Origin of the sequence: Frankia sp. AvcI1, assembly GCF_001420875.1 — a bacterium.
In the GTDB taxonomy this organism is placed as follows: domain Bacteria; phylum Actinomycetota; class Actinomycetes; order Frankiales; family Frankiaceae; genus Frankia; species Frankia alni.
Genome location: NZ_LJFZ01000004.1, coordinates 61,794 through 75,009, shown reverse-complemented (window position 1 = coordinate 75,009; position 13,216 = coordinate 61,794). Strand labels below are relative to the sequence as shown.

General features: G+C 75.2%; 10 protein-coding genes and 7 pseudogenes. 14 read left to right on the top strand and 3 right to left on the bottom strand.

Translation table 11 applies throughout. The features are described 5' to 3' along the window. Window positions 1–71: 71 nt before the first annotated feature. From UK94_RS05710 to UK94_RS05665, 14 genes and pseudogenes are all read left to right on the top strand, one after another. Window positions 72–1,358: a glycosyltransferase gene (locus tag UK94_RS05710; protein ID WP_011605065.1), complete on the top strand. Its 1,287-nt coding sequence runs from the start codon at window positions 72–74 to the stop codon at window positions 1,356–1,358. Next, window positions 1,355–2,665 carry a glycosyltransferase family 9 protein gene (locus UK94_RS05705; protein WP_011605066.1) on the top strand — a complete coding sequence of 437 codons (1,311 nt, stop codon included), beginning with the start codon at window positions 1,355–1,357 and terminating at the stop codon, window positions 2,663–2,665. Before UK94_RS05710 ends, UK94_RS05705 begins: the two co-directional genes overlap by 4 nt. A gap of 298 nt (window positions 2,666–2,963) precedes the next feature. Further along, on the top strand, window positions 2,964–3,539 hold the full coding sequence (locus UK94_RS05700; RefSeq protein ID WP_235486629.1) for an HAD-IIIA family hydrolase: 576 nt from the start codon (window positions 2,964–2,966) through the stop codon (window positions 3,537–3,539). Continuing rightward, window positions 3,536–4,807, top strand: coding sequence for a glycosyltransferase family 9 protein (locus UK94_RS05695; protein ID WP_011605068.1), 1,272 nt, complete (start codon window positions 3,536–3,538; stop codon window positions 4,805–4,807). Before UK94_RS05700 ends, UK94_RS05695 begins: the two co-directional genes overlap by 4 nt. Continuing rightward, a pseudogene (locus UK94_RS41040) lies at window positions 4,804–4,962 on the top strand (glycosyltransferase); the annotation flags it as partial. The gene UK94_RS05695 and the pseudogene UK94_RS41040, both read left to right, overlap by 4 nt. Before the next feature lies 1 nt (window position 4,963). Next, window positions 4,964–5,078: pseudogene (locus UK94_RS41035) on the top strand (hypothetical protein); the annotation flags it as partial. A 1-nt stretch (window position 5,079) separates the two neighbouring features. Continuing rightward, window positions 5,080–6,102, top strand: a 1,023-nt coding sequence (locus tag UK94_RS05690) for a glycosyltransferase (protein WP_235486627.1), incomplete at its 5' end; no start/stop codon positions are given. Further along, window positions 6,099–7,390: pseudogene (locus UK94_RS75790) on the top strand (SIS domain-containing protein); the annotation flags it as partial. The gene UK94_RS05690 and the pseudogene UK94_RS75790, both read left to right, overlap by 4 nt. Window positions 7,391–7,427: 37 nt before the next feature. Continuing rightward, window positions 7,428–8,310, top strand: a pseudogene (locus tag UK94_RS41025) (PfkB family carbohydrate kinase); the annotation flags it as partial. Between the two features lie 63 nt (window positions 8,311–8,373). Then, window positions 8,374–9,114 (top strand): annotated as a pseudogene (locus tag UK94_RS05680) (SDR family oxidoreductase); the annotation flags it as partial. Window positions 9,115–9,356: 242 nt separating this feature from the next. After that, window positions 9,357–10,274, top strand: a complete 918-nt coding sequence (locus tag UK94_RS41020; protein WP_313949458.1) for a glycosyltransferase family 9 protein — start codon at window positions 9,357–9,359, stop codon at window positions 10,272–10,274. 120 nt (window positions 10,275–10,394) lie between these two features. Further along, window positions 10,395–11,426, top strand: a pseudogene (locus UK94_RS05670) (TIR domain-containing protein); the annotation flags it as partial. Window position 11,427: 1 nt separating this feature from the next. Further along, window positions 11,428–11,660, top strand: a 233-nt coding sequence (locus UK94_RS41015) for a PAS domain-containing protein (protein WP_235486626.1), incomplete at its 5' end; no start/stop codon positions are given. Window positions 11,661–11,762: 102 nt separating this feature from the next. Continuing rightward, window positions 11,763–11,951 (top strand): DUF2795 domain-containing protein (locus tag UK94_RS05665; protein ID WP_011605074.1); only part of this gene is annotated, 189 nt, incomplete at its 5' end. 132 nt (window positions 11,952–12,083) lie between these two features. Here the strand turns inward: UK94_RS05665 and UK94_RS72900 are convergent. The 3 genes and pseudogenes from UK94_RS72900 to UK94_RS05655 all read right to left on the bottom strand — a co-directional run. Further along, a pseudogene (locus UK94_RS72900) lies at window positions 12,084–12,367 on the bottom strand (CBS domain-containing protein); the annotation flags it as partial. 1 nt (window position 12,368) lies between these two features. Beyond that, window positions 12,369–12,482, bottom strand: a 114-nt coding sequence (locus UK94_RS41005) for a CBS domain-containing protein (protein WP_235486763.1), incomplete at its 3' end; no start/stop codon positions are given. A gap of 284 nt (window positions 12,483–12,766) precedes the next feature. Continuing rightward, the gene (locus UK94_RS05655) at window positions 12,767–13,129 is read right to left on the bottom strand and encodes a DUF6480 family protein (protein ID WP_231861055.1); all 363 of its coding nucleotides are present in this window, start codon (window positions 13,127–13,129) and stop codon (window positions 12,767–12,769) included. Between the last annotated feature and the right edge of the window lie 87 nt (window positions 13,130–13,216).

Below are 13,216 nucleotides of genomic sequence, written 5' to 3'. Positions count from 1 at the left end.
ACAAAACTACTACTNAACGTAATCAATGCTGGTAGACGATGGTGCACCGCCGGAGCGGGTAGGCCTCCCGCATGCCCGGGAGTGCTCACCGAGCCGCCCCGGCCGGGTCGCCGGCAACCGGACGCGAGCGCCCGGGCGACGGCGGGTGGCGGCCGCGGGTCGCCTTCGTCTGCGGCAGTCTCGCCCCCGCCGAGGACGGCGTCGCCGACTACACCGTCCGGCTCGCCGCCGCGCTGCGTGACGACGTCGAACCCGTGCTGGTCACCGCCGGACGCCTCGACGGCGACACCGGCACGTTGCCGGTGGTCGCCACCGGACGGGGCTGGGGGCCGGCGGGTCTGCGCGCCACCGCGCAGGCCCTGCGGCGGCTACGGCCGGACGTGGTCCACGTGCAGTTCGCCCCGTCGGCGTTCGGGTTCTCCCCGGCCCCGGGGCTGCTGCCCGTCCTGGCCGCCGCAGGGGCCGTCTGGGTGGCCACGCTGCACGAGTACGGCTGGTGGGCATGGCCGTCGCGGCTGCCGGCGGCGCTGTGGCGGGTGCCGGAACGGCGTGGCTGGTGGGATCGGGAGACCTTGACCCTCGTCCCGCGGGCGCGGGCCCTCATCGTCACCAACCCCGACCATGCCGCCACCGTGCACACCCGCTTCGGCCGGACCACCCAGACGGTGCCGGTCCCCGCGAACATCCCCCGCGCCACCCCGCTCCCCTCCCGCGCCCGGCTACACGCCCGGCTGGACGCGCCGCCCGACGCCGAGGTGGCGGTGTTCTTCGGCTTCGTCCATCCGGTGAAGGGCGTGCGTTACCTGATCGACGCCGTCGCCGCGCTGCACACGCGGCGGCCGCGGCTACGCCTCGCGATCGTCGGCGGATTCACCTCGCTCGCGCTGCCCACGGCCGAGGCGGCGGCGTTCCGCCGCGAGCTCACCGAGCACGCCCACACCGCCGGGGTCGGCGACCTGGTCACCTTCACCGGGCACCTGCCCGCCGCCGAGGTCTCGGAGATCCTGGCCGCGGCCGACGTGTGCGTCCTGCCGTTCACCGCCGGCGTGACGACGAAGAGCGGGGCGCTGGCCGCCGCCCTGTCCCACGGGCTGGCGACGATCGTCACCGCCGCGGACCCGCCCGATCCGGCGCTGGTCGACGGCCGGACGGTCCTCGTCGCCGACCGGGTACGCGACCCGGTGCCCCTGGCCGCCGCGCTGCATCGCGCGCTGGGGGATCCGGCGCTGCGGGCGCGGGTGGCGGCCGGCGGGCAGCGCCTGGTCGCCGCCCGCACCTGGCCCACGATCGGCGCGGCCCACACCCGCCTCTACCACCAGGTGCTCGCCGACGACGCCCGACCGCAGCCCCGCCGATGACCGCCATCCCGGCCGGCGCGGTTCCGTCCACCGCGGTTCCGTCCACCGCTGGCCCGGCCGGCGCAGGCGCGGCCGGCGCAGGCCCGGCCGGCGCAGGCCCGGCGACGGCTCCGGGCATCGGCGAGATCCTGTTCGTCGAGTTGCTGGGTGGTATCGGCGACCTGCTCATCGCCCTGCCGGCCATCCACCTGCTCGCCGACAGCCATCCCCGCGCGCGGCTTCGGGTGCTCACCTTCACCCCGGCGGTCGAGCTGCTGCACGGCGACCCACGGGTCGCCGAGATCCTCCCGTTGACCGACCACGGCGGGCGCGCCGTGCAGGCCGCCGTCCGTGACGCGATGGCGCGCCGTCCGGATCTGGCCGTGACGACGACCCGGCACAGCGGCGTACCGGCGGCGATCGAATCCGGCCGGCCCCGCTTCGCGGTGACGGACCTGTGGCGCGGCCCCGGCCCGCACGAGCCGATCGGCGACCGCTACGTGCGGCTACTCGCCGCCGACGGCTGGCTCCGGCTCCCCGACGGCGCCGACCGACCCGCGGGCGGGCGGCGCGAGCCCGACCAGCTCGGCGAACGCCCGCCGGGACAGGTGGCCCTGGACTCCGGCGAGCTCACCGAGGGCCGGCACCGCCTCGTCGCACTCACCACGCCCGGCGGCACCACGCCCGGCGGCACCACGCCCGGCGGCACGGCGTCCGGCACGGCCGGCGGGGGCGTGCCGGTGCTGCTGGTCCCCGACGCGGGGATGGCGGTCAAGCGGTGGCCGGCGCCGCGCTGGGCCGAACTCGCCCGCCTGCTCACCGCCCGGGGTCACCCGCTGCTGCACCCGCACGGGACGGCGGTGCCGAGGGCGGTGGCGGTGCCCCCGCTGTCGCTGCGGGAGTTCGCCGGGCTGTGCGCGGCGGTGGCGGAACGCGGTGGCGTCGTCGTGGGCGGCGACACCGGTCCGGTGCGCCTGGCGGCCGCGGTCGGCGCTCCCACCGTGACGTTGTTCGGCCCCAGCACAGCCGCTCGCTACGGGCTGGTCGGGCAGGACGGGTCGGCCACACGCACCAGGCTGGCCGATCGCAGGCTGGCCGGCGGCACAGCGGGCACCGACGCCCGGCGCCCGCGGCGCACCCTCGGCGCGGACCTGCAGGGCCTGCCGGACTGCGCCGTCCGCCGACCCCTCGCGATCACCGAGCAGGAGTGCTGGTGGACGGCCCGCTGCCCGCTCGCCCCGGACGGCCCGGCCTGCCTGGACGACCTGAGCGCCGAGCAGGTCGCCGGCGCTGTCGCGGAGGTGGCGCGGACGCCGCCGACTGTTTGACCACCACCTCGACTTGACCACCACCTCGACCGGCTCGTCGCCTGACCACACCGGTCCTCACCGCGATCGTCGCGCGGACGCAGCCAGCTCAGCCCAGGTGCCGGCACAATCGCGGCAGGCCAGGGGATGAGGGGGTGGCATCCGACATCCCTCGACNGGTCACGCAACCCTCCAGCCTCATTTGATTACTCAGAGTAGTAGTTTTGGCGGCGTTCGCCAGGGCAGTCCTGTCTGCGTGACTGGACAGACCGATCCCGTGCTCAACTCGGACGACTCACCGCGAGTGGACGGACGATATGTGCCCAACCAGGTGCGGGCGGTGCTGTTCGATCGGGATGGGACGTTGTGCGTGGACGTGCCCTACAACGGCGATCCCGACCGGGTGGAGCCCGTCGCGACGGCCCCGGCGGCGCTGTGGCGGCTGCGCGCGGCCGGCGTGGCGACGGCCGTCGTGTCGAACCAGAGCGGCATCGGGCGGGGCCTGGTGACCGGCCGCCAGGTCGACGCGGTCAACCGCCGGCTCGACGCGCTGCTCGGCGGCCTCGGCCCGATCCTGGTCTGCCCGCACGCGCCGGACGCCGGCTGCCCCTGCCGCAAGCCCGCACCCGCGCTGCTGCTCGCCGCCGCCGACCGGCTGGGTGTGCACCCCGGATCCTGTGCGTTCGTCGGGGACATCGGCTCCGACATGGCCGCCGCCGCGGCCGCCGCCATGCGCGGCGTGCTCGTGCCGACACCGGTGACCCGCGCCGTCGAGGTCGCCGCGGCCGTCGAGGTCGCCCCCGACCTGCTCACCGCCGTCGACCGGCTGCTCGGAGACGACCCGGCGACGCGAGTGGCGCGGGTGGGTCCGGCGGCGCGCTCGGGGCGGTCGTGAGCGCGCGGGTGCTCGTCGTCCGCCTCGACAGTGACGGCGACGTCCTGCTCTCCGGGCCGGCGATCCGGGCGGTGGCCGCGCGGGCCGCGCACGTCACGCTGCTCGTCGGCCCCCGCGGTCGGTCGGCCGCCGGCCTGCTGCCCGGCGTCGACGAGACGATCGTCTGGCGCTGCCCGTGGATCGACGCGACGCCGCCGCCGGTGCGCCGCGACGACGTCGACGGCCTCGTCGACCGGCTCGCGGCCGGCCGCCACGACGAGGCGCTGATCCTCACCTCGTTCCATCAGAGCCCGCTGCCGGTCGCGCTGCTGCTGCGCCTGGCCGGGGTGCCGCGCATCGCCGCGGCGTGCGAGGACTATCCCGGCACGCTGCTCGATGTCCGTCACCGGCTACCCGAGCGCGGTCTGCACGAGGTGACGCGCGCGCTGTCGACAGCGGCGGCGCTGGGTTACCCGCTGCCCGTCGGCGACGACGGCATGCTGGCGCTGCGCCGGCCGCTGCCCGATCCGACGCCGCTGATCGGCCCGGGGCCGGCAGTCGGCGCGATGCCGGCGGACGGCGCGATGCCGGCGGACGGCGCGATGCCGATGGTCGGCGCGGTGCCGGCGGGCGCCCGGCCCTACGTCGTGCTGCACCCGGGGGCCTCCGTCTCCGCGCGGCGCTGGCACGTGGCTGGCTTCGCCGCCGTCGCCCGCCACCTGGTCGGGCGCGGCCACCGGGTCGTCGTGACCGGCGGACCCCGGGAGACACCGCTGACCGCCGCCGTCGCCGGCGGGCTGGCGGGCGTACGGGACCTCGGCGGGCGCACCGACCTCGCGGCCCTCGCCGGCGTGCTGGAACGGGCCGGGGCCGTCGTCGTCGGCAACACCGGACCGGCGCATCTCGCGGCGGCCGTGGCCACGCCGGTCGTGTCCCTGTTCGCCCCCACCGTGCCGGCGGAACGCTGGGCCCCCCACACCCCGCGCCTGGTGCTGCTCGGCGAGCAGGGCCTCGGCTGCGCCGGCTGCCGTGCCCGGGACTGCCCGGTGCCCGGCCACCCCTGCCTGAGCCGGGTCGAGCCGGGCGACGTCGTCGCCGCCGTCGAGACCCTCCTCGCCCCCGCTCCCTCAACCGCCCCCGCTCCCTCAACCGTCACCGCCCACTCGACAGTCACCGCCCACTCGACCGCCACCGCGCCCTCGTTCGCACCTGCCACCGCCGCCCCGCCGGCCGGACCGACCGTGGCCGTCGGCCCGACCAGCCCGGACGCCCTGGAGGCATCCCGATGAACGTCTCGATGGTCTCCGAGCACGCCAGCCCGCTCGCCGCCCTCGGCGGGGTCGACGCGGGCGGGCAGAACGTGCACGTGGCCGCCCTTGCCACGGCGCTGGCCCGCCGCGGCGTCGAGGTCACCGTGCACACCCGACGGGACGATCCCGAGCTGNCCCGGTACGTGCGCCACGGCGCCGGCGTGCGGATCGACCATGTCCCCGCCGGACCGGCGTGCTACGTGCCCAAGGACGAGCTGCTGCCCTACATGGACGGCTTCGCCGCCGAGCTNCACCGGCAGTGGCGGTGCCGGCGTCCGGACATCGTCCACGCGCACTTCTGGATGTCGGGGCTCGCCGCCCTGCGCGCCGCCCGCCCGCTCGGCGTCCCCGTCGTGCTCACCATGCACGCCCTCGGGGTGGTCAAGCGCCGTCATCAGGGACGCAAGGACACCTCGCCGCCGGCGCGCATCCCGCTGGAACGCCGGCTCGTCGCCGACGTCGACCAGCTCGTCGCCACCTGCACCGACGAGGTCTTCGAGCTCGTCCGGATGGGCGCGCCGCGGCGGCGGATCAGCGTCGTGCCCTGCGGAGTCGACCTGTCCCTGTTCACCACCGAAGGCCCAGCGTCCCCCACCGAAGGCCCAGCGTCCCCCACCGAAGGCCCAGCGTCCCCCACCAAAGGCCCCGCGTTCCCCACGCGCGGTCGAGCCGATCGCGTGCGGCTGCTGTCGGTCGGTCGGCTGGTGGAACGCAAGGGCGTCGGCAACGTGATCAGCAGCCTGCCGCTCCTGCCGCGGGCCGAGCTCGTCGTCGCCGGCGGGCCGGATCCGGCGGGCATCGACAGCGACGCGGAGGTGGGCCGGTTGCGCCGGCTCGCCGCGGAGCTGGGCGTGGCCGACCGGGTGCGTTTCCTCGGCCGGGTCGACCACGACGCGCTGCCGGCGCTGTACCGGGAGGCGGACATCGTGACCTGTGTGCCCTGGTACGAGCCGTTCGGCATCGTCCCGTTGGAGGCCATGGCCTGCGGGGTGCCCGTCGTCGCCTCCGCCGTCGGCGGCCTCGTCGACACGGTCGTGGACGGCATGACCGGGCTGCACGTCCCGCCGCGCTGCCCGGAACGCATCGCCGAAGCCCTCGCCGAGCTGATCGACGATCCGGGGTGGCGGCTCGAACTCGGCGCGCAGGGCGCCCGACGGGCCCGCTCCCTGTTCTCCTGGGACCGGGTCGCGGCGCTCACCCTCGCCAGCTACGAACGGCTGGCCGCTCGTGGCCCGGCGCGCCTGAGCGCCCCCGACCTGCCTGCGGGGGTGTGACGGTGAGCGCGCTGCCGACGGGGCACGAGCATCTCGCCGCACTGCACCGGGCACTGGACGACGTCGACGTCGTCCGGCTCACCGCCTGGGGCGGACGCCTGGCCGCCGTCCTGGCCGCGGGCGGACGGCTGCTCGCCGCGGGCAACGGCGGATCGGCCGCCGAGGCGCAGCACCTGACCGCCGAGCTCGTCGGCCGCTTCCGCGACGACCGGCCGCCGATGTCCGCGATCGCCCTGCACGCCGACACCTCCGCCCTCACCGCGATCGGCAACGACTACGGCTACGACGCCGTGTTCGCCCGCCAGGTCCGCGCCCACGGCCGGCCGGGAGACGTGCTGATCCTGCTGTCCACCTCGGGCCGCAGCACCAACCTGCTGCACGCCGCCCGGGCCGCCCACGAGCTGGGCATGGCCACGTGGGGGCTGGTCGGGGCGGCCGACAGCCCGCTCGCGGCCGCCTGCGACGAGGTCGTCGCGGTCGGCTCCGCCTCCCCCGGCACGAACCGGCCGGCCCGCGGGGGAATCGCCCCTGGCCGCCGCGGCCGCGGCGGCGCCGGCGGCGCAACGACGTCCACGGCCACCGTGCAGGAGACCCACCTCGTCGCCGTGCACCTGCTCTGCGCAGCCTGCGACGCGGCGCTCGGCGTCGCCCCTGCCGGCGCGTCCACGACCGGGGACGAGCCGGCGGCGCCCGCCGACGACACCGGCGCCGGGTCGGATCGCTCCGTCCGCGTGCGGGCGACGCGGGCGTCGGGCCGGGCGCGGTCCGGCCCGCTGGTGATCGTCGGCGACGCGTTGCTGGACCGGGACGTCGCCGGTCGGGTGGAACGGCTGGCTCCCGACGCGCCGGTGCCCGTCCTCGACGAGATCGCCGACACCGCCCGGCCGGGTGGGGCGGGGCTCGCCGCGCTGCTGGCCGCGGGCGACGGCGCCGACGTCGTCCTCGTCACCGCGCTGGCCGGTGACGACGCCGGCCGGCGGCTCGCCGCCCTGCTCGCCGACGCCGGGATCGCCGTGGTCGACCTCGGCCTGACCGGCCCGACCCCACAGAAGATCCGGCTGCGCGCGGGCGCGACCACCCTGCTTCGGCTCGATCGCGGCAGCGGCGGCAGCGGCAGCGGCGGTAGCGGGACTCCGGTCCGCGGCGGCCTGCCCGAGGAGGGTCGGCGGGCCCTGGCCGCCGCTCGGGGCATTCTCGTCAGCGACTACGGTCGCGGGCTGACGCACGAACGTTCGGTGACGGTCGCCCTCGCGAGCCGCCCGGGTGGGGTGCCGCTCGTCTGGGATCCNCATCCGCGCGGCGGCGAACCGTGCCGCGGCGCGACGCTGGTCACCCCGAACCTCGCCGAGGCCCGCGGATTCACCGCCGGCACCCCGGCGCGGCGCGATCCCATCGCCGAGGCCACCGACCGCGGACGCCGACTGGTGACCCGCTGGGGCGCCGGCGCCGCGGCGATCACACTGGGTGAACGCGGCGCGGTGCTGGTCGGTCCCGAGGCCGGTCCTCCCCTGGTCGCGCCCGCCGAGCCCGTCGACGCCGATCCGTGCGGCGCGGGCGACCGCTTCGCGGCGAGCGCCGCGGCCCTGCTGGGCGCGGGGGCGCTGCCGTCGGAGGCGGTCGTCGCGGCGACCCGGGCGGCCGGTGCCTTCCTCGCCGCCGGTGGCGTGTCGGCGCTTCCTCCCGAGCCGGGACGCCACACCGGCGAGCACGCCACCGACCAGCCCGGCGGCGGTCACGGCGGCACCCGTGGCCACGGCGGGACCGGCGAGCACGGCGGGACCGGCGCCGGCCATGGCGGCACCGGCACCGGCACCGGGATCGGGATGGCGGCGGCCCTGGAGGTGGTGCGGCGCACCCGCGCCCGCGGTGGGGTGGTGGTCAGCACCGGCGGCTGCTTCGACCTGCTGCACGCCGGTCACGTCAACGTTCTGGCCGCCGCCCGCCGCCTCGGCGACTGCCTCGTCGTCTGCCTGAACAGCGACCTGTCCGTCCGCCGGCTGAAAGGCCCCGACCGGCCGCTGGTGAGCCAGGCCGATCGGGCGGCCGTGCTGTTGGCGCTGGGCAGCGTCGACGCGGTCGTCGTGTTCGACGACGACACGCCCGCGCCGATCCTGGCGCGGCTGCGCCCGGACGTGTTCGCGAAGGGCGGCGACTACGCGGCCGGCGACCTGCCGGAGGCCGCGGTGGTCGAGTCCTGGCGGGGACAGGNGGTCATCCTGCCCTACCTCGCCGGCCGATCCACCACATCGATGATCAGAGAGGCGGTGCGCCGTGGCGGCACCTGAGGTGACCCTCGACGCGACAACGACGACGAACCAGCTGACGACGAACCACGTGACGACGAACCCGACGACGACGAACGCGTCAGCCACGGAGGCGACGGCCACGAAGGCGGCGCCGGGCTTCCCGGCCGGCCGCGCGGACGAGGTCGGGACGGTCCTCGTCTCCGGCGGGGCCTCGGGGCTGGGGGCCGCGGTCGTTGCGGCCGTGCGCGACGCCGGGGGAACGCCCCTCGTCCTCGACCGGTTTCCGGTCCCGTCCGCCGAGCACGCGATCGTCGACCTCGCCGACGGCCGCGCCACCGAGCTCGCCACCCGCCGGCTCGTCGAGCGGGCCGGCGGGCGACTCGACGGCGTGTTCACCGCCGCGGGGACCGACCGTCCGGCGCCGTTCGGGTCGCTGGACGGTGCCGGCTGGGAACGCATCGTCGGCGTGAACCTGCTCGGCACGGCGGCGGTGATCCGCGGGGCGCTGCCGTACCTGGAGGCCTCGGCCGGACGCATCGTGACCTGCGCGTCCACCCTGGGCCTGCGGGTCGCGGGCGACGCGTCGGCGTACTGCGCGTCGAAGTTCGGCGTCGTCGGGTTCACCCGGGCGCTGGCCGAGGAGTTCCGGGGCCGGCTCGGCGTGACGCTGCTCGTGCCCGGCGGGATGACCACCGCCTTCTTCGACGACCGCGAGGAGCAGTACAAGCCGGGGCCCGACGCCAAACTCAACCGGCCCGAGGACGTCNCGCGCACGGTGCTGTTCGCCCTGACGCAGCCGCCCGGCTGCGAGATCCGGGAACTGGTGGTGACGTCGTCCTGGGAGACGTCCTACCCGTGAGCACCGATCCCGCCGGGCGCGGGCCGGTCGTGGTGCTGCGCGCGCTCGGCCTCGGCGACCTGCTCACCGGTCTGCCCGCGATGCGCGGCCTGCGCCGAGCCCTGCCGGACGTGGACATGGTGCTGGNCGCCCCCCGCTGGCTGGAACCGGTGGCGCTGCTGTCCGGGAGCGTCGACGCCGTGCTCGACACCGCGCCGCTCGGACCGGTGCGCGTCGAACGCCCGCGGCTCGCCGTCAACCTGCACGGCCGAGGCCCGCAGTCCACCGCCACGCTGCGTACCTGCCGGCCGGACGCCCTGTGGGCGTTCGACCTGCCGCGGGGCCCACGGTGGGAGCCCATCGGCGGCGCCGCCAGGCTCGACCGGGCCGACGGGACCGGCCGAACAGGCAGGGTCGGCGCAGCGCGCTCGGACCGGGATCCGCAGGAGCGTGAGGTGGTTCGGTGGTGCCGGCTGCTCGCCGCGTACGGCGTGCCCTGCGACCCGGCGGACCTGGCGCTCGCCCGACCCGACCGGTCGGGTCGGGCGGACCGGGATGTCACTGTGGTCCATCCGGGTGGAGCGGCACCGGCTCGGCGCTGGCCGGCCCAGCGGTGGGCGCGGGTGGCCCGTGGCCTCGCCGATCGGGGGCATCGGGTCATCGTGACGGGCGGGGCGGCCGAGGCGGCACTCGCCCGTCAGGTGGCGCACGGCGCCGGGCTCGGGCCCGCGGCCGTGCTCGCCGGCGCCACCGATCTGCTCGACCTGTGCGCTCTCGTCGCCGCGGCCCGGCTCGTGGTCGCCGCCGACACCGGCGTCGGGCATCTCGCCACCGCCTACGGCACGCCCTCCGTGCTCGTGTTCGGTCCGGTGCCGCCGGCGGTCTGGGGACCGCCGCCGGACCGGCCCCGGCACCGTGCCCTGTGGGCCGGCCGGCACGACGACCCGTTCGCCCCGGCGCCCGGGTCCGGCCTGCTGGCCGTCACCTCGGCGGACGTCCTCACCGCCGTGGACGAACTCGTCGCGGGTACGCAGGAGCCACCGGTACGGGCCGAGCCGTCCGGCCGGCGGTGCGGACCGGGCCTTTGATTGTCAGTCGACAGGTTTCTCGCGGGAAATGCGGTTCAGGCGGACCGAACGGCGCTGCATCGCCCCATTGGCCNCCGGCCGGGTCAGGGGGCGTTGAATCCGGCCCACGCCGCGGATGGCATGCTGACAATCATGAACGACGCGAACCCGCGGGGGGCGGCTGTTCCGGAGCCGGAAGGCACCGGGGGACGGGCCGAGTACGACTTCTTCGTCTCCTACCACGCCAGCGACCGCACCTGGGCGGAATGGGTCGCCTGGCAGCTTGAGGATGCGGGCTACCGGGTGCTGTTGCAGGACTGGGACTTCGCGCCCGGAACGAGGTGGACGACCTTCCTGCAACGTGCCCGAGCCCGGTCGGAACGCACGATTGCCCTGGTGTCGGAGAACTACATCAAGTTCGCGTACGGGCAACCGGAGTGGGAGCTCGCCTACCAAACCGATCCCCTCGGGCTCAGGCGCAGGCTACTGCCGATCAGGGTCGCGGACGACCCCCTGCCCGGGCTGCTCGGCGGCATCAGGGCCTTCGACCTGTTCGACGTGGCGGACGAGGCGGAAGCCAGCCGTCTGCTGCTGCAGTGGATCGTGTACGCACGGACGGGTCGGGCCAAGCCCAGGACGAAGCCGCCGTTCCCTGGCTCGCCCGGCGCCGAGCCGGGACAGACCGGGGAGACACACAGGTGGCATCCCAGTACCGAAGCCCTGTTGACGGGCACGCCGCTGGCCAGCATGGAGGAGTATCCGGTGCGGCTGCGGGACGGGCGCGCCGTCGAGCTTGATCTCGAGTACCTGCGCCGTGCCTGCCAGCGGGTCATCGCCGACCGGAACGTCCGCGGCGCCGTGGAACTCAACTACCTGGCGACGCAGAACCACGCGGAGGTGCAGATCTCCCCGGGCACAGTCGAACTGGTGCAGCAGGTCAGGAAGGAGTTCTCGGCGGAACTGGCGCAGATGGACGGGCCCCAGGCCCAGCAGCGCAACCTCATCGAACCGCTGATCAACCTGACCAACCTCGTCGGTGCGATGTTCGCGCGCCTGCCGATCGAGTTCGTCCTGCACGACACCCGGGACCCCCTTCGTTCGGTCTGCGCCGTCCAGAACGGGTTCACCGGACGACAGGTGGGTTCACCGGCCAGCAACGTGGCACTGGACCGANTCGTGAACCCGCGGCGTGCCCGGGCGACCATGTACCAGACGCAGTTGCCGGACGGTCGAAGGCTGAGAAGCACCACCATACCGATTTACCACCGGGTGTTCGGTCTGATCGCACTGCTCTGCATCAATGTGGACACCGAGAAGTTCGAACCCGAAGCGCAAGGAGTCAAAGAGCTGCTGTCGGCTCTTGCCCACCTTCCTGACGAGGTGGTGAACGAAGCCTTCTACATCTGACTCCGCCACCTGCCGTCNCCGACTTCCGAAACGTCGACGTGACATTCCGTGGAATTATGCGGGCGAGGTTTCGACGGCCGGGCGGCGGGCCATCATGGCTGNATGACCACAGCAATCGAAGCGCAGAAGTTCCTCAAGGGCGTCGACTACCCGGCCGATCGTTCGGCGATCGTGAAGAAGGCAAAGGAGAACGGCGCGGACGAATCCATCGTCCGTACTCTGGAGCAGATTCCGGACCGGCAGTACAGCGGCCCGAACGCAATCTCGAAGGAACTGTCCGGGAAGTCCTGACCGGGACCGGTCACCGAACGGGGCACACGACGGGGTCGAGCCGGGGCATTCGCCCACGGCCCGACCCCGTCGTTCACGCCGCGGCGGCCCCGACCGCGTCGGCCGCGGCGGCCGGCCACCCGCCGACCGANGTCACTGGTTGGCGGGCATCGAGCTGACCTGTCCGAGCACGGACTCGTTGTCCCCCTCCCGGGCGAGGTCGCCCAGGCTGACGACGCCGACGATGCGGTTGTCGTCCACCACCGGCAGCCGCCGCACGGCACGCAGCCGCATCAGTTCGGCCGCGTCGTCGATCAGGGTGTTCGAGGTCACCGTCTCGATGTCGCCGCTGGCGACGTCGCGGACCGGTGTGGTGTGCGGGTCACGGTCCTCCGCCACCACCCGCACCGTGATGTCCCGGTCGGTCAGCACCCCGGNGGCACCACCACCGTTCTCCGTCACCACGATCACGCCCGCGTCGATCTCACGCATGAGCCGCGCGGCCTTGTCCACGGTGTCGTCCGCCCGAACCGTGGCGGGATCACGAGTCATGATCTCGGCTACCGTCGTGACCATCGCGGTCTCCTCTCGCCGTTTCTCCGTCACCGGCTATTTCCGGATTGTCGGCAGCCCGATCGTTTCGGAGCCATTCGGGCCCGTTCCGGCCCGACCGGGAAGTCGGGATTCCGGTACACCAGGAGTGTGCACGGTGCCGGCCGGAGGAAACCTGCCGCGACGGCGCGGCGGAACCCGAACGACCATCACCCTGACGGNCATCACCCTGACCACGGCCACCCTGACGACGGCCACCCTGACGACGGCCACCCGATCGACGATCAGTGCACGTGCACGACCGCCTCGGCCAGGAAGAACGCCGCGACGAGCAGGACGACCATCCCGACCGCGATCAACGCGATTATCATCGGGGTGCGGTTGGGCGTGACGGGCTCGGCGTTGGGCTGGTCGCCGCCGACCGCCCCGCCGGTGGAGTCCTCGCCCGGCGGCGTCTCCCCCGGCGGCACGCCACCGCCCGGTTCGAGCCCGGGAGTACGGGCCGGATCGGGATCGACGGGCGAGCCGGCGGCGCGGGATCGCGCACCGGCGCGGGCATGCGCCGCCCCCACGGAAGCGGGTACCGGTCCGCCGGCGCCGGCCGGCGCCGGGCCCGAGCGGACGTGACGGTGCTGGTCAGGTGTCATGACCTCGGCGTGCCCGCACCGAGCCGGACAACCCGCCCGGGCGCCCGACGGGCGTTTTGCGGCGCCCCCCGGACGGCGGCCCGGCTT

Excerpts from the sequence above, each read along its gene's own strand:
- UK94_RS05710 (WP_011605065.1), top strand. The coding sequence starts at position 72 with ATGCCCGGGAGTGCTCACCGAGCCGCCCCGGCCGGGTCGCCGGCAACC.
- UK94_RS05655 (WP_231861055.1), bottom strand. The coding sequence starts at position 13,129 with ATGACACCTGACCAGCACCGTCACGTCCGCTCGGGCCCGGCGCCGGCC.
- UK94_RS05705 (WP_011605066.1), top strand. The coding sequence starts at position 1,355 with ATGACCGCCATCCCGGCCGGCGCGGTTCCGTCCACCGCGGTTCCGTCC.